This is a genomic window from Streptomyces sp. SM18 (genome assembly GCF_002910775.2).
Lineage (GTDB): Bacteria > Actinomycetota > Actinomycetes > Streptomycetales > Streptomycetaceae > Streptomyces > Streptomyces halstedii.
In genome coordinates this window covers 5,091,500-5,111,879 of sequence record NZ_CP029342.1, presented here as the reverse complement: position 1 = coordinate 5,111,879, position 20,380 = coordinate 5,091,500, and the positions used below count along the sequence as shown (strand labels likewise).

The window sequence follows — 20,380 nt, the reverse complement described above, 5'->3', positions numbered from 1 at the left end:
CCCTCGACGGTACCGGGGTGCGGCCGTCCGTGGCCACGGCGTGCGACCGGCTCGGTGGGCCGGAGACCGGCGCGCGGCGCTCGGCGCGTGCGCCGGGTTCACCCGTGAGTTGACACCGCGGCAGGTTGGGCGGCCGGGAGCGATGGGAAGACTTTCCCGGTACCGGACCGTCACGTTCCAGGTAGCCGGCCCGGCACGAATTCTCCTTCGCACCTGCCATTCGAGTGCCATTCGAGTGAACGCGGACAGGAGCGGCCATGCACACCACCCGTCGGCCGAGGTCCGAGCGGCTACAAAGGACGCAACCCCACCATCGCGGCGCGCGCGGTCAGCCCCCCACACCCGCACCGCGCCCCGCGCATGCCGAGCTCCAGCCCCCAGGTGATTCCATGATCGGTCGCATTCCCGTCCTGGACGTCCGTCCCCTCGTCGACTGCGGGAGACGGCCGGCCAAAGCCGTCGTAGGCGAGACCTTCCAGGTCAGCGCCACCGTCTTCCGTGAGGGGCACGACGCGGTGGCCGCCGACGTGGTGCTGTGCGATCCGAGCGGACGGCCCGGCCCCTGGACGCCGATGCGCGAGCTGGCACCGGGGACGGACCGCTGGGGCGCCGAGGTGACCCCGGACTCCGAGGGCCACTGGACGTTCACCGTCGAGGCGTGGAGCGATCCGGTCACCACCTGGCGGGCGCAGGCGCGGATCAAGGTTCCGGCCGGTATCGACACGGATCTGGTCTTCGCGGAGGGCGCCGAGCTGTACGAGCGGGCCGCCTCGGGCGTACCGAAGCGGGAGGGGCGTGAGGCGGTGCTGGCCGCGGTCGACGCCCTGCGCGACCCGGGCCGCCCGGCCGGGGCGCGGCTCGCGGCGGCGCTCACCGCCGAGGTCGACGCGGCCCTGGGCCGTCATCCCCTGCGGGAGCTGGTCACCGCGTCGCGTCCGCACCCCTTGGTGGTGGAGCGCCGGCGTGCCCTGTACGGCTCCTGGTACGAGTTGTTCCCCCGTTCGGAGGGCGCGCGATGGTCACAGGACGCGCGGCGGAAGGAGCCGGCGCCCGCGAAGCCGGCCCGCAAGCCCCGGGCGGCGAAGACGGCGGCCGCCGCCACGTCCGCGAAGAAGCGCGCGGCGGTCCGTGCCGAGGTGCCCCCGCCCGCGCCCCGTCTCGTCAGCGGCACCTTCCGGACGGCGGCCGAGCGGCTTCCGGCGGTCGCCGCCATGGGCTTCGACGTGGTCTACCTGCCGCCGGTCCACCCCATCGGCACCGCCCACCGCAAGGGCCCGAACAACAGCCTCACCCCGGGGCCGGACGACCCGGGGGTGCCGTGGGCGATCGGCTCGGCCGAGGGCGGCCATGACGCGGTCCACCCGGACCTCGGCACGCTGGAGGACTTCGACCACTTCGTCGGCACGGCCCGCACCCTGCGGATGGAGGTCGCGCTGGACTTCGCCCTCCAGTGCTCCCCGGACCACCCCTGGGTGAAGGAGCACCCCGAGTGGTTCCACCACCGGCCGGACGGTTCGATCGCCTACGCGGAGAACCCGCCGAAGAAGTACCAGGACATCTACCCGATCGCCTTCGACAAGGACCTCCCCGGGATCGTCGCGGAGACCGTGCGTGTCCTGCGGTTCTGGATGGACCACGGCGTACGGATCTTCCGGGTGGACAATCCGCACACCAAGCCGGTGGTCTTCTGGGAGAAGGTCATCGCCGACGTCAACCGCACCGACCCGGACGTGATCTTCCTGGCCGAGGCGTTCACCCGCCCGGCGATGATGCGGACGCTGGCCTCGGTCGGCTTCCAGCAGTCGTACACCTACTTCACCTGGCGTAACACGAAGCGGGAACTCATCGAGTACGTCACGGAGCTTTCGGGCGACTGTGCCTCGTACATGCGTCCCAACTTCTTCGTGAACACGCCCGACATCCTTCCCGGTTACCTCCAGGACGGAGGCCGTCCGGCCTTCGAGGCGCGGGCCGTGCTGGCCGCGACGCTCTCCCCGTCCTGGGGCGTGTACGCGGGCTTCGAGCTGTGCGAGAACACCCCGGTGCATCCCGGGAGCGAGGAGTACCAGGACTCGGAGAAATACCAACTCAGGCCCAGGGACTGGGAGTCCGCGGAACGTGAGGGCCGCTCACTGGCACCCCTGATCACCTGTCTCAACCGGATCCGTCGTCGCCATCCGGCACTCCAGCAACTGCGCGACGTGCACTTCCACCCGGTCGACAACGAGGCGCTGATCGCGTACAGCAAGCGGTCCGGTTCGAACATCGTTCTGGTGGTCGTCAACCTCGACCCTCACCACACCCAGGAGGCCACGGTCTCGTTGGACATGCCGCATCTCGGCCTCGACCGGCACGAGAGCGTGCCGGTGCGCGACGAGCTCACCGGCGACACCTATCACTGGGGCAGGACCTTCTATGTGCGCCTTGAGCCGGGTGCGACACCGGCGCACATCGCGGTCCTGCGACCGTCCCCGCCGACCGGAGGGTCACCCACACCATGATCGTCAATGAGCCTGTCCACGACCTGTTCGCGGACACTCCCGCCAAGGACCGCGATCCCGACTGGTTCAAGCGCGCCGTCTTCTACGAGGTACTCGTACGGTCCTTCCAGGACTCCAACGGCGACGGCGTCGGCGACCTCAAAGGTCTCACCGCCAAGCTGGACTACCTCCAGTGGCTCGGCGTCGACTGCCTCTGGCTGCCACCGTTCTTCAAGTCCCCTCTGAGGGACGGTGGTTACGACGTCTCGGACTACACCGCCGTTCTGCCGGAGTTCGGCGACCTCGCCGACTTCGTGGAGTTCGTGGACGCCGCTCACCAGCGCGGCATGCGCGTGATCATCGACTTCGTCATGAATCACACGAGCGACCAGCACGACTGGTTCCAGCAGTCCCGCACCGACCCCGACGGGCCGTACGGCGACTACTACGTCTGGGCCGACGACGACAAGCAGTTCCCGGACGCCCGGATCATCTTCGTCGACACCGAGACGTCCAACTGGACCTTCGACCCGGTGCGCAAGCAGTACTACTGGCACCGCTTCTTCTCGCACCAGCCCGATCTCAACTACGAGAACCCGGCGGTGCAGGAGGAGATCATCTCGGCGCTGCGCTTCTGGCTGGACCTGGGCATCGACGGCTTCCGGGTGGACGCCGTGCCGTACCTCTACCAGCGCGAGGCCACCAACTGCGAGAACCTCCCGGAGACCCACGACTTCCTCAAGCGGGTCCGCAAGGAGATCGACGCGGACTACCCGGACACGGTGCTGCTGGCCGAGGCCAACCAGTGGCCGGAGGACGTCGTCGACTACTTCGGCGACTACGCGGCCGGCGGCGACGAGTGCCACATGGCGTTCCACTTCCCCGTGATGCCGCGGATCTTCATGGCGGTACGCCGGGAGAGCCGCTACCCGGTCTCCGAGATCCTGGCGAAGACCCCGGCGATCCCGTCCGGCTGCCAGTGGGGCATCTTCCTGCGCAACCACGACGAGCTGACGCTCGAAATGGTCACGGACGAAGAGCGCGACTACATGTACGCGGAGTACGCCAAGGATCCCCGGATGCGGGCCAACATCGGCATCCGCCGCCGCCTCGCCCCGCTCCTGGACAACGACCGCAACCAGATCGAGCTGTTCACGGCGCTGCTGCTGTCGCTGCCGGGCTCCCCGATCCTCTACTACGGGGACGAGATCGGGATGGGCGACAACATCTGGCTGGGTGACCGCGACGCGGTGCGCACCCCGATGCAGTGGACACCGGACCGCAACGCCGGATTCTCCTCCAGCGATCCGGGGCGGCTCTACCTCCCCACGATCATGGACCCGGTCTACGGCTACCAGGTCACCAACGTGGAGGCGGCGATGGCGTCACCCTCCTCGCTGCTGCACTGGACGCGGCGGATGATCGAGATCCGCAAGCAGAACCCGGCCTTCGGCCTCGGCACGTACACCGAACTGCCCTCGTCGAACCCGGCGGTGATCGCGTTCACCCGTGAGTACGGGGACGACCTGGTGATGTGCGTCCACAACTTCTCCCGGTTCGCGCAGCCCACGGAGCTGGACCTGCGGGACTTCGACGGGCGCCATCCGGTGGAGCTGATCGGCGGGGTGCGCTTCCCGGCCGTGGGCCAGTGGCCCTACCTGCTGACCCTGGCGGGGCACGGCTTCTACTGGTTCCGGATGCGCAAGGAGACGGCGGCCGCGCTGCCGCCGAGGCCCAAGACCGCCGAGAGCTGACCAGGCGTCAGCTCCGCGTGCCGCGGGGCGGTCCCCGCCGCCCCGCTCGGGCACCCGGACGCCGTACCGAGCCGCTCCCGGCTCCCTCGGGCTCCTGGCGCCCGCCGATCGATCGAGTCCGTACGGACCATCCTCACCCGACACGTCCCGCACAGCCGGACAGCCATTGCCGCAATCCGGGACACTCTTCGCATCCTGTGCTTGCCCGGAAAAAGGACGCGATGCCATGTCGGAGGCTGCATCCATTCGAGTCGCCCTGGCGAAGAGCACGACCACGAGAACGACCCGGAGACGAAGTCCGGCGGGTCCCACGGGTCAGCCGGGGGCCGTGGATCCGGCGGGGACCGCGGATGCGACGGCGGCTGCGGACTCGGCGGGTGCGGTGGGTTCGGCGGCTGCTGTGCATGCGGCAGCGACTGTGGATTCGACGGGTCAGCCGGGCCTTGCGGGTCCGGCGCGTCCGGCGGGTCCCGTGTTTCCGGTGGGCCCGACCGGGCCGTCCGGCCCTGTGGGCCCGTCGGGCGGCGCCGGCGGCTCGGGCGGTGCGGGCTCGGCCGCTCTGCTGCCGTCGCTCGCCCCGCTGCTCCACGAGTGGCTGCCCCGGCAGCGGTGGTTCGCCGGCAAGGGCCGGCCGGTCACCGGCTTCTCCCTCGTCGCGGCGACGGAGATACTGCCGCTGGACCCGGCCGTCGCGGGCCCCGGACTGCTGCACCTGCTCGTCCGGGCCCACCAGCCGAGCCGCCCGGCGACGTCCCACGGCGACTGCTACCAGTTGCTGCTCGGGGTGCGCTCCTCGCTGCCCCCGCCGCTGGCGGCGGCGCGTATCGGCCAGGTGGCGGACGGCCCGCTGGCCGGCCTCACGCTGTACGAGGGGCTGCACGACCCGCGCGTCGCCGGTTTGCTGCTGGAACGATTCCGTAACCCTGGGTCACTCGGTCCGCTGCGCTTCGAACGGGCGGCGCCGATCGAGGCGGGGCTCGCCCCCCGGGTCCTGGACACCGAACAGTCCAACTCCTCGCTGGTCTACGGCGACGCGTACATCCTGAAGATCTTCCGCCGGGTCTTCCCCGGCACCAACCCCGATCTGGAGCTGCCGCTGGCGCTCGGCCGCGAGGGGTGCGGCCGGGTGCCGTCCCCGGTCGCCTGGTTCGAGGCGGCCACCACACCGGAGCCTCTGACGCTCGGCGTGCTCCAGCCGTTCCTGCGGGGCGCGCGTGACGGCTGGCAGCTCGCGCTCGCCGCGCTCGACGCGGGAGCCGACTTCGTACCGGAGGCGCGTGCGCTGGGGCGGGCCACGGCGGAGGTGCACACGGCGCTGGCCGTGGCCCTTCCGACACCCGCCCTGCTCCGGTCGCAGACCCGGGACCTGGTGACGGCGATGGTCGGGCGGCTGGAAGCCGCGGCGCAGGCGGTCCCGGCGCTCGTCCCGTACGTACCGGGGCTGCGCGCCGCCTTCGACGCCGTGACCGCGCTGGGCCACGAGGGCCGGGGCTGGGCCGCCCAGCGCGTCCACGGCGACCTGCACCTGGGCCAGACCTTGCGCGGTGAGGACGGGTTCTGGTCGCTGATCGACTTCGAGGGCGAGCCGTCCAAACCCCTGCCCGAGCGCCGGGGTCCGCAGCCGCCGGTGCGTGATGTGGCCGGGATGCTCCGTTCCTTCGACTACGCGGCGCGGACCCACCGCCCGTGGAACCCCGAGTGGGCGGCCCGTTGCCGTACCGCGTACTGCGAGGGCTACGCCGCCGCGTCCGGCACGGACCCGCGCGGCGCACCCGAGCTGCTGCGCGCCCATGAGACCGACAAGGCGGTGTACGAGGTGCTGTACGAGGCCCGGCACCGCCCCGACTGGCTGCCGGTCCCGATGGCGGCGATCCACCGTCTGGCCACCGCGACCGCGTGACACCGCCCTTCCTCCCCCGCTCCTCCCCTGCCCTCCCCCTCCCCTCCTCCCCTCTCCCTCCCCTCTTCCTTCCTAGGAGGCCGTCCCCGTGACCGCCCGTAAGCCGTCCCGCAGAACGCCCGCGCCTGCCCCCGAGCCCGTCGTGGTCCCGCCCTCCGCGCAACCGGTCACTACCGAGATCACGAACGACGCGGCAGCCACCGAGGCCGCCGCACCCGCCTCCGACACCCCGCCGCCGCCCGTGAAGCGCGCGCGGACCAAGCGCGCCACGACCGCCGCCACGACCACCAAGGCGGCGGGCGCGAAGTCCGCCGGAACCAAGGGGGCGGCGGCGGAGACCGAGGCCGCGAGCCCCGAGCCCGTACGGACCAAGGCGGTACGGACCAAGGCGACACCCGCCCGCCTCGGGGCGGCCGTCTCGACACCGGCCGATTCCGGGCCGAGTGCCGACGAGCCGACCGTCTCAGGCGCGGCGGCCTCCGGGCCCGGTGGCTCGGACGCGCTCGCGTCCGGACCAGGCACTCCCGATCCCGGAACCTCCGAACCGGGCGCATCCGCTCAAGCCGCATCCGGCCCGATCGCCCCCGATCCGCTCTCATCCGGTCCGAGCGCATCCGGTCCAGGCGGCGACGGGCCGGTCCCCGAGGCCGCCTCCCCCGGGATCGCCGCCCCCGCTCCGGGCGCCGCGTCTGCGGTGGAGCCTGACCCGGGCCCCGCCACCACCACCGGCACACCGCCCCGGCCCCGGCGCGGCGGCGGCAGCAAGGACGCGCTGCCGGCCACGGCCCTGGACGACGCGGACCGGTGGCGGCTGCTCGCCGGTGAGCACCACGCCCCGCACGACGTGCTGGGCGCCCACCCGGCCCCGGGCGGCGTGGCCGTCCGCGTGCTGCGCCCCTTCGCCCACGCCGTGACCGTACTGGCGGACGGTCTGCGGGCCGAACTCCAGAGCGACGGCGACGGCCTCTTCTCCGGTGTGCTGCCGATGCCGAAGGTGCCGGACGCCTACCGCCTGCTGATCACCTACGACGACAACGAGAGCGAGGCGGAGGACCCCTACCGCTTCCTGCCCACACTCGGAGAGCTCGATCTGCACCTCATCGGTGAGGGCCGGCACGAGGAGCTGTGGAAGGCGCTCGGCGCACGGCCGATGGAGCGACAGGGCGTCGCGGGGACCCGCTTCACCGTCTGGGCACCGGACGCACGCGGGGTGCGCGTCGCCGGGGACTTCAACTTCTGGGACGGCACGGGCTTTCCCATGCGCTCGCTGGGCTCCACCGGTGTGTGGGAGCTGTTCCTCCCCGGCGTCGGTGAGGGGGCGCTCTACAAGTACGACATCTGCCGCCCCGACGGTTCACACACCCTCCGCGCGGACCCGATGGCCCGTCAGGCGGAGGTGCCACCCTCGACCGCCTCGGTGGTCACCGCCTCGCACCACGTCTGGCAGGACGCCGACTGGATGGCGCACCGGGGCGACCGGCCCGTCCACGAGGCCCCCTTCTCCGTCTACGAAGTGCACCTCCCGTCCTGGCGACCGGGGCTCGACTACCGCCAACTCGCGAGCCAGCTCCCGGCCTACGTAAGTGAACTCGGCTTCACACACGTCGAGTTGATGCCCGTCTCGGAGCACCCTTTCGGCGGCTCGTGGGGCTACCAGGTCACCGGCTTCTACGCCCCGACGTCGAGACTGGGCAGTCCCGACGACTTCCGCTTCCTGGTCGACTCGCTGCACGCGGCGGGCATCGGCGTCCTGATGGACTGGGTGCCGGCGCACTTCCCACGCGACGAGTGGGCGCTCGCCGAGTTCGACGGCCGGCCGCTGTACGAGCACCCTGATCCGATGCGGGCCGCGCACCCGGACTGGGGGACGCTGGAGTTCGACTACGGCCGCACGGAGGTACGCAACTTCCTGGTCGCCAACGCCACGTACTGGTGCGAGGAGTTCCACATCGACGGGCTGCGCGTGGACGCGGTGGCCTCGATGCTCTACCTCGACTACTCGCGCGAGGACGGCCAGTGGTCCCCGAACGAGTTCGGCGGCCGGGAGAACCTGGACGCGGTCGCGTTCCTCCAGGAGATGAACGCGACGGTCTACCGCCGCAACCCGGGCGTCGTCACGATCGCGGAGGAGTCCACTGCCTGGGACGGCGTCACCCGCCCCACGGACCAGGGCGGCCTGGGCTTCGGTCTGAAGTGGAACATGGGCTGGATGCACGACTCGCTGGTGTACGTCTCCAAGGAGCCGGTCCACCGCAAGTACCACCACCACGAGATGACGTTCTCGATGGTGTACGCCTACAGCGAGAACTACGTGCTGCCGATCTCGCACGATGAAGTGGTGCACGGCAAGCAGGCCTTGGTCAGCAAGATGCCGGGCGACTGGTGGCAGCGGCGGGCGAACCACCGGGCGTACCTGGGCTTCATGTGGGCACACCCCGGCAAGCAACTGCTGTTCATGGGACAGGAGTTCGCGCAGGGGGCCGAGTGGTCGGAGGGTCATGGCCCGGACTGGTGGCTGCTGGACGAGACGTACGAGGCCTCCGGCGACCACCGGGGGGTCCGCTCCCTGGTCACGGACCTGAACGGGGTGTACAACGCCTTGCCCGCGCTCTGGCAGCGTGACACGGATCCGGGTGGCTTCTCCTGGATCGACGGGGGCGCGGCGGAGGACAACGCGTTCTCCTTCGTCCGCTACGACGCGGACGGCTCCCCGCTGATCGCGGTCTCCCACTTCTCCCCGGTCGTCCGCCACGACTACCGCATCGGGGTACCGGACGGCGCCGAGGCCTGGGTGGAGGTCCTCAACACCGACGCGGCCCGGTACGGCGGCGGCGGCCTCCGCAACGAGGAGCCGCTGAAGGCGGAGGCGGTACCGGCGCACGGCAGGGACACCAGCATCGCGCTGACCCTGCCGCCCCTGGCGACGGTCTGGCTGCGACCCGCCTGACGGGACGACGAGCGGGGGCGGCGCACCCGGCACCTCGGGTGCGCCGCCGCGAAGCACCGTTCCCGGCGCGGTCCGCCTACTTGAGCTTGTACGAACAGGGCTTGCCCGAGTCGTCCTTGCTCTCGGCGACCGTCTCGCCGTCCACGGTGATCGAGCACCGTCCCGCGACGATCTTGCCGTCGACCGCGGTCATGTTGCCGGGCGTGACGATCACCAGTCGGCCGACCTTGCGCTCCGCACCGCGCGCGGCGATGGTGGCCGTCTTCTTCCACGGCAGGTCCACCTCCGCGAAGTCCGAGTCGTCCAGGGTGTACATGACGTTGCTCTTGCCCGTCCCCTCGACCGCGATCGTCACCTCGTGCGAGGAGCCCTGCTCCACCGTGTCCCCGCCGGTCTCCTTCGGCTCGTCGGTCTTCTCGGCGGTCTTCCCGGCGGCGGGCGTGTTCGCCTTGCTGTCGTCGGCGGACTTCTCGCCGCCGCCACCGCAGCCCGTCACCAGGGCGGCTGCCAGAACGAAGGCCGTCGCGGTGAGTGTCTTGCGCATCGCTTCCCCCATGATCGGATCCCCCGCACGTTCGGCACGTCCGGGACCTGGAAGAGCGTAGTCAGCGGCACCGACAGCCGCCGCACAGGGCCTGGGAGCCAGGCCACCGGAACCTCATGGTGACCGCATCAGGTTGCGCATGCTGCCCACCAGAGCGTGGACGTCGCGCTCGACGGGCACCTCGGCGGTCGCGCCACCGGCGGTCGCGGGCTCCGCCTGGACGGTGGTGCGGCAGGGCCGGCAGAGGCCGTCCGGCAGGGCTTCGGCCGGACCGGGGCGGCCGCATTCGGCGCACTCCACCAGGAGCGGCCGCGCGTGCGACGGGTCCGGTCCGGGGGCGTGGGCGGCGGGCAACCGTGGCGGAAGCTTGTCGTGGAGACGGCGGCGTACGAAGCCCACGGGCGAGTCGACCTGGGCCGGAAGCCCGGAGGCCAGGGCCTGGGTGAGGTAGTCGGCGTCCACCCCGCGTGCGAACCACTCGGCGGCGAGCCCTTCCAGGGTGGCGCAGTCCCCGGCGGAGAGGGCCAGCCGGGGTTCGCGGCGGCCGAGCCGGGCCAGGGCGAGATAGGCGGCCGAGGGAGCGGCGTCCGGTGCCGGGCCGGCCGGTGTCCGCTGCCGCGGTACGACGGGGGTGTCCGTCGCCTCCGGGGCTGCGGGTGCGGTGGGCACCGGAGGCGGCGGAGGTGCCGACTCCTCCCGCGCGGGCGAGCCACCGCCTTCGGTCGTCTCCCCTGCGAGGTGCGTGGTCCACCAGGTGTGGTCGCGGGCGGTGCGGGACCAGTAGGTGCGGGTGACCCAGCGGTTCTGGCCGAGGGTTTCGACGCGGCAGCGGACGTGGCGGAGGTGTCCGGCGACGGCGAGGGTGCGCAGGGCGGTGCCGATGGCCATCTGGCCGTAGAGGGGGAGGTCCTTGGCGAGGGACTTGATGTCCATGGCGGCGCCGTCGGGGAGATGGTCGACGTACCCGGCGACATAGCGCTCACGCTCGGGAAGCCGGGCGAAGTCGGCTGCCTGGGGCGGGGCTTGGTCGGGTACGGAGCGTTTGCCGTAGCCGGTGGTGGCCTGGCGGTACGGGCGGGAGGGTGCGGGCGCGCACGGGGCGGAGCTAATGTGCTGAGTAGCCACGAGAACGAGTGCTTTCGGTCTTGGGGTGAGACCCCGGCCGGTGAGCCAACACCGCGTCGGGGTCGTTTCGTTGAGGGCACCGTAAGCAGTGGCGACTCAGCGCCGCAAGCTGGTCACGATTAGTCATACTTGCTGGCCGTGACGGGGTAGGGAGGGTGGGGAGGTTTTCCCCAACCCCCTGTATTTCCTGTATGTCCCCGCCGGGTGAACAACACCGCTCGAAGCCCGGCCCCCGGGTCCCGACCCCCGGATCCCGAAGCTCAAGCGCCGGGCCGGGGCCCGCAGACGTACACACGAAGGGGTGACCCGGTAGCTGACGGCCCACCACCGAGGCTCGAAACCCGAGCGCCGGGCCCCGAGTTCCGGGACCCGAGTCCCGGACCGGGGCGTTCGGGTCGGGGGTGCGTGAACAGCTCGGTCGACGGCACGGGCGAGGCCGAGGTCATCGGCCGCACAGCGGACGGCACCTGCCTGCCGGGGCTGGGCGGCCACTGACGGCTCGGCAAGCGGCGGCCCACGCCCCCCGCTTGCCGAGGTGGGCCGGGAGGCGGGTGCGTCTCACACAGGCTCCCCCCTCACGCGCGGGTCACGGCTCCGCCGGGGCACAGCTGCGGACGGTTCGTCCAGCCACACCACATGGCCCCGGTGGTCCAGGACGGAGTTGCCGTGGAAACGTCACCCGACACAGCGACCACCCGCGTCCCGGCAGGCCGCCTCACGATGCGGCCCTCTCGTCACCGAACCAGCCGGAAACCCTTCTCGGCGGATTCCTCGATGGTGGCCGGTCGGCATCGACGGCACGGAGCAGCCCGCCGCGCGCCATCGCGGCGGGCTGCTCCGCCGGGCTTACCAGAGGGAAGGGATCAGAACTTGCCGTAATAGCCCGTCAGGTCGGCTTCCGGGCAGGCAACCGAACCGATCAGACAACTCGCGTTGGCGTAGGTGCGGGTGTAGACGTTCTTCACCTTGCCACCGTCGTAGATGTAGATGTGATGGTTCGGCATCAGGCGGTGCTTGCCGGAACGGATGGTGTAGTTGCCGCTCGTGGTCAGCTGGATGGTGAAGGCGCCGTCGATAGCTCCCTTCACACCTCCCAGCCCGGTGCAGAAGGGGTTGGTGGCATGGGTGACCATGCGCAGATCCACGTAGTTCTTCCCCGAACCCAGCTTCTTCGCCTGCATGTCCTTGCTGGAGGCGGTCTTCGTCGCGACCTTCTTGCCGGTCTTCTTCACATAGACGGTGGTGGGGCTGACCGACTTGTTTCCCGCCACCTTCTTGGAGCTCCAGGTGACGGTCGCATGCAAGGCCGTGCGGTACTTCGAGGACGTCCAGTCGAACTTCGTGCGGCCGTCGCCGCCAAACTGGTACTTCGAGCCGTAAGTGCACCCCTTGGCGGGGCCGTTGATCTTCTTCTGCGGGATGAAGGTGACCCAGGACAGTGTCGTCGTCTTGGCCACTGCCGCTGCGGCTGCCTGCGCCATGGCCTCCTGGCGCAGCGCCGACAGGGAGCCAGCAGCCGGTACCGAGACCTTCATCCCCCACAGCCGGGCCTGCGGGTGGCCCTCCTCCTCAAGCACCGGTGCCACCTGGTAGTCGTAGTGAGCACCTGGCTCCACGCGCGTGTCGCGGAACGCGGTCACCCCGGCGCCCAGGCTTGCCACTTGAATGCCGTCGCGGACCACAACGTAGCGGGCTCCCGGCGCGTACGCCCTCCACGAAAGGTCCACGAACGAGGGGCCGTAGGCGGCGGTGATCCCCTGCTGTTCCATGGACCGGTCAACGAGTGCCATCTCACCCGAGGGCGCCTCCGTTACAGCGAACCCCTGCGTCGCGAGAGTTTTCCCCTGCTCACTCTGCGCACTCGCCCCCGAGATGTCCTTCGCGTCGGCGCCGGACACTACGGATATAGAGAACACGGGGGCATCCGTCCGGTCCCTGCCGCCAGGTGATGCTGTCGCAGGTCCCCCGGCGGCCAGGAGCACCAAAGGGACTACCGTCAGTAACGCTTTCTTCGCCGAAGGGTGATAGTTCACGTTTTCTCCCGTTTCGTCTTTCATCGCGCTGGAACGTCCACGCGTGAGGTCCCTCTCACTCACACCAACCCGGACGGTCAGACCCGGCCGTGAGTAAGAAATGTCATCATGGAGTATGCGGGACGGTCTTCCCGCGTCGGCTGCATTTTCGCGAGCCGGACGACGTTGAACATAAGCGAGGATCGCTCCATGGCCGCCCCTGAACAGGCAGACAATCCCGCGTCCCTCTACGGGGTCGCGTCATCGGTTCTCGGCGTGATCTCTCTGGTCGCCGCGGTGCTCGCCGACTACGCCGGTATCGCGCTTCCGTTGCTGTGCGGCAGCCTCGCCGTCACCTTTGCGGTGCTCGGCCTGACCAAGCGGCTCAACCGCGCCCAGTGCGCTGTCGGTCTGGCCACAGGCGGCCTCGGTGTGCTCTACCCCGTCTTCCTTGTCGCCACGTTCGGCGGCTGATCGTTGCCACGCGGCCGACCGGTCGGCCTGGCGTCGTGGCGCCAGGAGGCCGAGGCCGAGGTCATCGTCAAGCTGGTCGGCTGCTGTTCGTTCGCCTCGTGGTGGCATGCTTCAGCGCGTGATTGAGCCTCCCCGGACCGGTGTTCCACCGGTCGTTCCGCCCGTGGCCACGTCCTGGCGGCGTATCGACGCATGGCTGGCCCGGCATGCCCCCGCCCGGCTGGCGGACCTGCGTCCGCCGGCGACGACAGGTGCGATCGACGCCCTGGAGTCGCGGATGAACCTGCGGTTGCCCGACGATCTGCGGGCCTCGCTGCTCTGCCACGACGGCGAGAGCTCGTATCTCACAGTCCTTCCCTGCGGTCCGCTGTACTCCACCGAGCAGATCGCCGAGGTCCGGCAGATGCGCATGGAGGTCTGGGAAGACGGCAAGGACCCCGATGAGGAGGCAACGCCGTGGTGGCGGGAACACTGGATTCCCTTCGCCGGACGCGACGGGGACGACTCGTTCGTCGACGCCGACCGGGGCATGTGGCGTGATCACCTGGGGGCCGCCCCACACGCTGACACCGCGTGCTTCATGGGATGGCCAAGCCTGGGGACATGGCTCCATGAGGTCGCCGAGGCGATGGAACACCACGACCGACCCGATCGCGTGACGGCGGTGGCCCGACCGGTCATCGGCAAGGACGGGTGGATCGACTGGTAACGCCGAGAATTCAGCGTGGTCCGGGTCCGTCTGCCCGTGTTGCGGCAGGCCGGCCGCGACGCACGCCCGGTTGACGTGGCCCCGGACCGTAAGGTGACTGCGGACCTCACGGCCGACCCCGCGCCACGCCACGCCAGGGACATCCTCACTGTCAGACCCCCTCGGTACGGTCGGTGCATGAGAGCTTCCGGCACGTTTACCGTCCACACCTTCGTCCCGACCGAGCTGAAGCCCGAACCGGCTGTCTCCACCGCGCTGCCCGTGGGGGTCGCGACGATGGAGAAGCACTTCGAGGGGGAGACCGCGGGACGCTCCGCGACCCTGTTCACCTCGGCCTTCGACCAGGCGACCGGCGTCGGCACCTACGTGGCCATGGAGTCCTTCGAGGGGTCGCTGAACGGCCTGGAAGGGGCGTTCAACTTCGTGCATTCGGCCACCACGTCCGGAAGCGACCGCACCGCCGAGTTCTTCACGATCGTGCCCACGAGCGGCACCGGGGCGCTGGCGGGGATCTCCGGTGGCGGAGGCATGGCGATCGACGCCGACGGCACACACCGCGTCTGGTTCGACTACGACCTCGGCTGAACGGCGAACGTCCCCAGCGCGTCCTGCAGCTCCTGGAGCAGTCGGCGCTTCGGGCGGGCGCCGACCATCGACTTCACCGGATCGCCGTCCCGGAACACCATCAGCGTCGGCATCGACAGCACCGCGTAGCGGCTCGTGATGTCCGGGTTGGCGTCCACGTCCAGCTGGACCACCTTGACGCGGGCGGCCTCCTCCTGTGCGATCGCGCTGAGCACGGGGGCGAGCTGGCGGCAGGGGCCGCACCAGTCGGCGGTGAATTCCACCAGGACCGGGAGGTCCGCCCCCCGCACCTCCTCGTCGAACGTGCTGTCGGTGACCTCGGGTACGCCTTCTGCGTGGATCATCGGTCCTCGTCCTCCCAGTCGAGTTCACATCGTGGCGCGGGGCCGCCCGGCAGCTCGGCCGACGCCTCCAGCTCGGCGCGGGCCAGATGGGCGCCCACCTCCGCGCGGACCGACCGGAGCTGGTCGATCAGGGCGTCCAGTTCGTCGAGCTTGCGCCGGTAGACGGCGAGCGAGCCGGGACAGGCGTCGCCGGCCGGGTGGCCGGCGCGCAGGCAGTCGACGAACGGCCGGGTCTCCTCCAGGTCGAAGCCGAAGTCCTGGAGGGTCCGGATCTGCTGGATCAGCCGCAGATCGCTGTCGTCGTACGTGCGGTAACCGTTCTCCGCGCGGCGCGCGGGCAGCAGGCCCCGGGACTCGTAGTACCGCAGCGTCCGTGTCGTCGTCCCGGCCCGTTCGGCCAGTTCCCCGATTCGCATGCCGAGACCGTAATCCTTGACGTCGGCGTCAAGGCAAGGCCGTCCCCGGCGTCACGGCAAGGGCGCCGGGAGCGGCCTTCGGGAAGTGGGACGGCCGGGACCGTTGACGGCTGCCCCGTCCGCGTCTACACAACACTGAGAGCGCTCTCAGCAACTTCTCGGCGCCCGCCCCCACCGGAGGTGTTCCCTTGAGCACGATCCGCACGATCCGTCCCCGGACCCCCCTCAGACGTACGACCGCCCACAGGCGTACGAGCGTCCTGGCCGGTCTGACCGCCCTGGCCCTCACCCTCGCGGGTGCCCTCACCGTCGCCGGAACCGGGTCCGCCCGGGGTGACGTCCCCACCACGCCGGGCTGGAACCTCGCCTGGAGCGACGACTTCGACGGGGCGAACGGCAGCCTGCCGTCCTCCGCGAACTGGCAGATCGACACCGGCCACGGATACCCCGGCGGGCCCGGCAACTGGGGCACCGGCGAGATCCAGAACTACACCGCGAGCCCCGACAACATCAGCCTCGACGGCAACGGCAATCTGCGCATCACCCCGCTCCGCGACGGCGCGGGCAACTGGACCTCCGGCCGGATCGAGACCAAGCGCGCCGACTTCAAGGCACCGGCCGGCGGGACCCTGCGCATCGAGGGCCGCGTCCAGATGCCGAACGTCATGGGGAACGCGGCCCTCGGCTACTGGCCCGCGTTCTGGGCGCTCGGCTCCCCGTACCGGGGGAACTACTGGAACTGGCCGGGCATCGGTGAGTTCGACATCATGGAGAACGTCAACGGACTCAACTCCGTCTGGGGCGTGCTCCATTGCGGGGTCAACCCGGGAGGCCCCTGCGGCGAGACCACCGGCCTCGCCAACAGCCGCGCGTGCCCGGGGGCCAGCTGCCAGTCCGCGTTCCACACCTACCGCTTCGAGTGGGACCGCTCCGTCACCCCCGAGGCCCTGCGCTGGTACGTGGACGGCCAGCTCTTCCACAGCGTCACCAAGAGCCAGTTGGGCGCGGCGACCTGGGCGGACATGACGGACCACGCCGGCTACTTCCTACTGCTGAACCTGGCGATCGGCGGGGCGTTCCCGAACGCGCTGGGCGGCTCGACCCCGACGGCCGAGACAGTCCCCGGCCGTCCCATGCTCGTGGACTACGTGGGTGTCTGGACCCGTGGCGGGGGCGGAACCACCGACCCGCCCACCGACCCGCCGTCCGGCTCCTCCACCCTCACCCTGCGCAGCGGCGGTGGGCTGGGCGCGGCGCAGTCCACGGCCTCCTCGGTGACGCTCGCCTCTGCGGGCGGGGCGAACCACGACGGCACCCCGCACAACCCGCAGACGTTCACGGCGACCGGCATCACCCGGGCGTACGACGGCGGTTCCACCCAGTTCGACGTGTTCGCCGACTCGGGCACCACGGTCGCCAACGGCCAGCAGATCCGGGTGAGTTACGACCGCACGGGGGACGGGACCTGGGAGCGTACGGAGACGTACCACTACTTCGCCACCGACCCGGTCCCCGGCTACGAGCACTACACCCAGGCGAAGGGGCTGAAGTCGTCCACCGGCAGCCATGGCGCCCTCGTCAACGGCACGGTGCGGGTGGAGATCTGGAACGCCATCGGCAACGGCCCCGGCACGGTGGGGGTCGGCAACCAGTCGTTCGTCCACATCCCGTACGGCTGAGCCCGCCCGGCGTACGGGCCCGGCATACCGGTGCGGTGACCGGTATGCCGGGCGCACGGGGCCACGGCCCCTCCTCAGTCGGCGTCGGGCACCGGGTCCGTACCGGTCACGTCGAACGGCTCGCCCCACGGCCGGTACCCGGCCCCGTCACGTACCACCGCGCGGACGACGAAGCGCTCTCCCGGCAGCAGGGCGAGGAGGGCGATGCGGGAGATGAGCGGCTTGCGGACGGGACCGGGGTCCGGCGCCCCCGGAGTGGCGTCCTCGATGTCGAGGCAGACGACCGCCTGGTCCGCCAACATCGTGTGGAAGCGCACCGGTTCGTAGCCTTCGTCGCCCTGGGGGCGCCCGGTGTACAGCAAGGTCTCGGAGTCGACGGACGGCACCAGCACCCTGCCTCCCAGGACGGCGGCGACGCTTCGCGGGCTGGTGGGTTCCATACGGAGGACACCGCCCGACAGGTGGTCCGGGGCGTCCCAGACCCCCGTTCCGTCGCGGATGGAGAAGTAGAGCTCCTCGGCGGCGCATCCGTCCCTACGGCGGTGGAGGAGCAGGACGAATCCCAGGTCACCCCGCACACATACGTCGGCGACGACGACGGTGGTGACACCGTCGAGACGGGCGGGCGCGGCCGGGAACGCGTCACCGCCCGGTGCGCACGCGGCCGTCAGAGCGGCTCGGGCGGTCTCGGCCAGATTCCCGCGCATGCCCGCTCCTCGGTCGCGTGTGGTCACGGTGGTACCGCAGCCTCCCACGGCAAGGAGGACGGCCGCCTGGCAGGCCGCCTGGGGGCGTCGGACAGGTAGGACCGACGGGGTGTCCCGCTCCGCGAACCGGACGGGCACGCAGGGCCGCGCCGACCGTCGAGCGGTTTATCGAATTCCGTCACTCGTACAGGTGCATATTCCGGTCCATGGCCATCCACTGCTGCGGCAGGCCACAGAATGATCAATGTCCATGTGCACTTCGCGTGCATCGTTTCTTCAGATACACACGTCACAGAAGAGAGTTGAACATTGCACCGCTTCGGGGCCGCCGCCGTACTCGCCGCCGCGGGTTTGCTCCTCGCATTCCCGACCGGCGCTTCGGCCGCACCGGCGGATACCGGTGAAGTGGTCGTGTTCCGTACCGAGGTGGCGCAGCTGACCACGTACGACAGCCCCCGGGGCTGCCACAAGCTCCCGGCCGACGCCCATGTACTCGTCAACCGGAGCGACCGGCCGGTGAGGGTGTACGGGGACCCGTTCTGCCTCACCCCCGGACTGACCGTCCAGCCGGGTTACGGGGCCCATGTCGTCCCCGGCAGCGGCAGCTTCTCCGGCTGATGGTCGAGTCGACGCAGCGGGGGACCGCGTCGTCCGGGCCGACGTCCGCGCACGTGCCACGGCAGGTCTCGGCGCCCTCGGAGTCCCGGACCGCCGACCTGGTGGTGGTCGGGCTCGGCCACGTCGGACTGCCCCTCGCACGCAGCGCGTGCGCCGCGGGTCTGCGGGTGCGGGGGCTCGACGTGAGCGACCGCGTCGCCTCCGGACTCGGGGCGGGACGGTCACATGTGGGCGGGGTGACCGACGCGGAGGTCGCGTCGATGCTCGCCCAGGACTTCCGGGCGGGCACCGACCCGGAGGTCGTGCGCGACGCCCGTACCGTGGTGATCTGTGTGCCCACCGGGCTCATCGCCGACGGCGGACCCGACCTCGCGCAGGTCGAGGCCGCCACCGGGGAAGTGGCCCGCAGGCTCACGCCCGGCACCCTCGTGGTACTGGAATCCACCAGTTATCCGGGCACCACCGAACAGGTGGTGAAACCGCTCCTGGAAAAGGGCAGCGGGCTCGTCGCGGGCCAGGATTTCTTTCTCGCCTATTCCCCTCAGCGCATCGATCCGGGAAACAGGGAATGGGGGGTGGAGAACACGCCGAAAATCGTCAGCGGATACACGACCGACTGCGCGAGACGTGCCGTCGCCTTCTATTCCCCCTTCATCCGGGACGTCGTCCTCGCGAAAGGGACCCGCGAGGCGGAGATGGCCAAGCTCCTGGAGAACACCTACCGGTACGTCAACATCGCCCTCGTGGACGAGGTGGCCCTCTACTGCCGGCTCAGCGGCATCGACGTATGGGACGTCCTGCACTGCGCCGGAACGAAACCCTTCGGCTTCGGGCGCTTCGCCCCCGGCCCCGGGGTGGGCGGCCACTGCATCCCGGTCGATCCCCGCTACCTCGCCACCGAGGCCGAACGCCAGGGCTACTCCTTCCGGTTGCTCGACGCCGCGCGCCAGGTGCTCGACTCCATGCCCGGACACGTCGCCCAACGCGCCCTCGGCGTCCTGGACGACCACGGGATCGAACCCGAGGGCGCCAGGGTGCTGCTCCTGGGCGTCACCTACAAACCCGATGTGGCCGACATCCGCGAAACCCCGGCGCGGGCCGTCGCGGCGGTCCTGGCCGAGTCCGGTGTCCAGGTCTCCTACCACGACCCGTACGTGGAGCACTTCCGCGTGGGCGGTGTGACACTGCCCCGCGCGACCGACCTCGACGAGGCGCTGGAGGAGGCCGACCTCGTCGTCCTCCTCCAGCTCCACACCTGTTACGACCTCGGGGCGCTCGGCCGCCGCGGCCGACCCCTGCTCGACACCCGGGGCACGGTCGTCACCGGCCGGTTCGTCACCCCTCTCTGACCCGCGGGCCGCCCCCGGCCCCCGCTCCCCAGGCCCCGCCCGTGCGGTGGCCCCTCCCGGCTCGCGCGCCCCCGCGGCGCGTGCGGCCCCGTGGTTCCGCTCCTGCCCGAGCCACGGGGTCTGGTGCGCCCATCGCACCGTCTTTCCCGCAATCCGCACAGAAGAAGGAGCACATTCATGAGCACTGCCCTGGCCAACGAGCGCCTGCGTAAGCGTTTCGCCCGCTGGGACGTCGACGGCAACGGACTGCTGGAGCTGAACGACTTCCAGCAGGAGGCCGCCCGCATCGCTCAGGGCTTCGGCAAGCCGGAGGACGCCCCCGAGGTGCAGGCGCTCCGTGACGCCTTCGAGGCGCTCTACGCCCACCTCTCCGAGCGGTCCGGCTCGGCCCAGGCCGGGATCACCGAGGACAGCTTCCTGCGCGCGACCGAGGAGTTGCTGTTCAGCGGCGGCGAGGCCGCGTTCAACCGTGCCCTGGGCCCGGTCGTGAAGTCCCTCGTCACGCTCTCCGACGCCAACGGTGACGGGGTCCTCGACGGCCAGGAGTTCGAGGCCTGGCTGGTCGCGATCGGCCTTCCGGCGGGTCAGGCCGGCGAGGTCCTGAGCAAGGTCGACGAGAACGGTGACGGCGTCCTGAGCGAGGACGAGCTGCTGCGCGTGGTGCGCGAGTACCACTACGGCCGCCTCGACATCGAGCTGCTGGGCTGAGCCCAGCCGCCCGTACCGCTCCACGGCCG

General features: G+C 70.8%; 17 protein-coding genes. 11 read left to right on the top strand and 6 right to left on the bottom strand.

The genetic code is table 11. The features are described 5' to 3' along the window. Positions 1 to 389 precede the first annotated feature (389 nt). The 4 genes from B9S64_RS23230 to glgB all read left to right on the top strand — a co-directional run bounded on the left by B9S64_RS23230 (position 390) and on the right by glgB (position 9,081). The gene (locus B9S64_RS23230) at positions 390 to 2,501 is read left to right on the top strand and encodes an alpha-1,4-glucan--maltose-1-phosphate maltosyltransferase (protein ID WP_103493904.1); all 2,112 of its coding nucleotides are present in this window, start codon (positions 390 to 392) and stop codon (positions 2,499 to 2,501) included. Then, positions 2,498 to 4,234 carry a maltose alpha-D-glucosyltransferase gene (treS, locus tag B9S64_RS23225; protein ID WP_103493905.1) on the top strand — a complete coding sequence of 579 codons (1,737 nt, stop codon included), beginning with the start codon at positions 2,498 to 2,500 and terminating at the stop codon, positions 4,232 to 4,234. The genes B9S64_RS23230 and treS overlap by 4 nt, the downstream gene beginning before the upstream one ends. Positions 4,235 to 4,742: 508 nt before the next feature. Further along, a complete protein-coding gene (locus B9S64_RS23220; RefSeq protein WP_103493906.1) occupies positions 4,743 to 6,134 on the top strand; it encodes a phosphotransferase in 1,392 nt (463 codons plus the stop codon). 88 nt (positions 6,135 to 6,222) lie between these two features. Beyond that, the gene (glgB, locus tag B9S64_RS23205; protein WP_308460780.1) at positions 6,223 to 9,081 is read left to right on the top strand and encodes a 1,4-alpha-glucan branching enzyme; all 2,859 of its coding nucleotides are present in this window, start codon (positions 6,223 to 6,225) and stop codon (positions 9,079 to 9,081) included. A 76-nt stretch (positions 9,082 to 9,157) separates the two neighbouring features. Here the strand turns inward: glgB and B9S64_RS23200 are convergent, their stop codons facing one another. From B9S64_RS23200 to B9S64_RS23185, 3 genes are all read right to left on the bottom strand, one after another. Beyond that, complete coding sequence (locus tag B9S64_RS23200) at positions 9,158 to 9,625, bottom strand: hypothetical protein (protein WP_103493908.1); 468 nt, start codon at positions 9,623 to 9,625, stop codon at positions 9,158 to 9,160. A 114-nt stretch (positions 9,626 to 9,739) separates the two neighbouring features. Beyond that, a complete protein-coding gene (locus tag B9S64_RS23195; RefSeq protein ID WP_109492103.1) occupies positions 9,740 to 10,750 on the bottom strand; it encodes a MarR family transcriptional regulator in 1,011 nt (336 codons plus the stop codon). Between the two features lie 863 nt (positions 10,751 to 11,613). Then, on the bottom strand, positions 11,614 to 12,519 hold the full coding sequence (locus B9S64_RS23185) for a hypothetical protein (protein WP_258317577.1): 906 nt from the start codon (positions 12,517 to 12,519) through the stop codon (positions 11,614 to 11,616). A gap of 453 nt (positions 12,520 to 12,972) precedes the next feature. On the opposite strand from B9S64_RS23185, the gene B9S64_RS23180 reads away from it, so the two are divergent. From B9S64_RS23180 to B9S64_RS23170, 3 genes are all read left to right on the top strand, one after another. Next, on the top strand, positions 12,973 to 13,236 hold the full coding sequence (locus tag B9S64_RS23180) for a hypothetical protein (RefSeq protein WP_103493911.1): 264 nt from the start codon (positions 12,973 to 12,975) through the stop codon (positions 13,234 to 13,236). 163 nt (positions 13,237 to 13,399) lie between these two features. Then, complete coding sequence (locus B9S64_RS23175; RefSeq protein WP_181387634.1) at positions 13,400 to 13,945, top strand: SMI1/KNR4 family protein; 546 nt, start codon at positions 13,400 to 13,402, stop codon at positions 13,943 to 13,945. Positions 13,946 to 14,122: 177 nt separating this feature from the next. Continuing rightward, positions 14,123 to 14,530: a DUF3224 domain-containing protein gene (locus tag B9S64_RS23170; protein ID WP_103493913.1), complete on the top strand. Its 408-nt coding sequence runs from the start codon at positions 14,123 to 14,125 to the stop codon at positions 14,528 to 14,530. Here B9S64_RS23170 and trxA read toward each other — a convergent pair. Continuing rightward, positions 14,515 to 14,874 (bottom strand): thioredoxin, encoded by a 360-nt coding sequence (gene trxA, locus B9S64_RS23165; RefSeq protein WP_103493914.1) that lies wholly within the window; start codon positions 14,872 to 14,874, stop codon positions 14,515 to 14,517. The genes B9S64_RS23170 and trxA overlap by 16 nt on opposite strands. After that, a complete protein-coding gene (locus B9S64_RS23160) occupies positions 14,871 to 15,290 on the bottom strand; it encodes a MerR family transcriptional regulator (protein ID WP_103493915.1) in 420 nt (139 codons plus the stop codon). The genes trxA and B9S64_RS23160 overlap by 4 nt, the downstream gene beginning before the upstream one ends. Positions 15,291 to 15,478: 188 nt before the next feature. Between B9S64_RS23160 and B9S64_RS23155 the strand changes: the two genes are divergently transcribed. Continuing rightward, complete coding sequence (locus B9S64_RS23155; RefSeq protein ID WP_258038089.1) at positions 15,479 to 16,969, top strand: glycoside hydrolase family 16 protein; 1,491 nt, start codon at positions 15,479 to 15,481, stop codon at positions 16,967 to 16,969. 74 nt (positions 16,970 to 17,043) lie between these two features. Here B9S64_RS23155 and B9S64_RS23150 read toward each other — a convergent pair whose 3' ends face one another. Then, positions 17,044 to 17,676 carry a hypothetical protein gene (locus tag B9S64_RS23150; RefSeq protein ID WP_103493916.1) on the bottom strand — a complete coding sequence of 211 codons (633 nt, stop codon included), beginning with the start codon at positions 17,674 to 17,676 and terminating at the stop codon, positions 17,044 to 17,046. A 411-nt stretch (positions 17,677 to 18,087) separates the two neighbouring features. On the opposite strand from B9S64_RS23150, the gene B9S64_RS23145 reads away from it, so the two are divergent. The 3 genes from B9S64_RS23145 to B9S64_RS23135 all read left to right on the top strand — a co-directional run bounded on the left by B9S64_RS23145 (position 18,088) and on the right by B9S64_RS23135 (position 20,351). Then, entirely contained in the window at positions 18,088 to 18,294 is a 207-nt protein-coding gene (locus B9S64_RS23145; RefSeq protein WP_228869609.1) for a hypothetical protein, read from the top strand. After that, entirely contained in the window at positions 18,294 to 19,643 is a 1,350-nt protein-coding gene (locus tag B9S64_RS23140) for a nucleotide sugar dehydrogenase (protein ID WP_103493917.1), read from the top strand. Before B9S64_RS23145 ends, B9S64_RS23140 begins: the two co-directional genes overlap by 1 nt. A gap of 177 nt (positions 19,644 to 19,820) precedes the next feature. Beyond that, positions 19,821 to 20,351: an EF-hand domain-containing protein gene (locus tag B9S64_RS23135; RefSeq protein ID WP_093528364.1), complete on the top strand. Its 531-nt coding sequence runs from the start codon at positions 19,821 to 19,823 to the stop codon at positions 20,349 to 20,351. Positions 20,352 to 20,380 lie beyond the last annotated feature (29 nt).

Coding starts and splice junctions, on each gene's coding strand:
- B9S64_RS23230 (WP_103493904.1), top strand. CDS start 390: ATGATCGGTCGCATTCCCGTCCTGGACGTCCGTCCCCTCGTCGACTGC.
- treS (WP_103493905.1), top strand. CDS start 2,498: ATGATCGTCAATGAGCCTGTCCACGACCTGTTCGCGGACACTCCCGCC.
- B9S64_RS23200 (WP_103493908.1), bottom strand. CDS start 9,625: ATGCGCAAGACACTCACCGCGACGGCCTTCGTTCTGGCAGCCGCCCTG.
- B9S64_RS23185 (WP_258317577.1), bottom strand. CDS start 12,519: ATGGAACAGCAGGGGATCACCGCCGCCTACGGCCCCTCGTTCGTGGAC.
- B9S64_RS23180 (WP_103493911.1), top strand. CDS start 12,973: ATGGCCGCCCCTGAACAGGCAGACAATCCCGCGTCCCTCTACGGGGTC.
- B9S64_RS23170 (WP_103493913.1), top strand. CDS start 14,123: ATGAGAGCTTCCGGCACGTTTACCGTCCACACCTTCGTCCCGACCGAG.
- trxA (WP_103493914.1), bottom strand. CDS start 14,874: ATGATCCACGCAGAAGGCGTACCCGAGGTCACCGACAGCACGTTCGAC.
- B9S64_RS23160 (WP_103493915.1), bottom strand. CDS start 15,290: ATGCGAATCGGGGAACTGGCCGAACGGGCCGGGACGACGACACGGACG.
- B9S64_RS23150 (WP_103493916.1), bottom strand. CDS start 17,676: ATGCGCGGGAATCTGGCCGAGACCGCCCGAGCCGCTCTGACGGCCGCG.
- B9S64_RS23140 (WP_103493917.1), top strand. CDS start 18,294: ATGGTCGAGTCGACGCAGCGGGGGACCGCGTCGTCCGGGCCGACGTCC.
- B9S64_RS23135 (WP_093528364.1), top strand. CDS start 19,821: ATGAGCACTGCCCTGGCCAACGAGCGCCTGCGTAAGCGTTTCGCCCGC.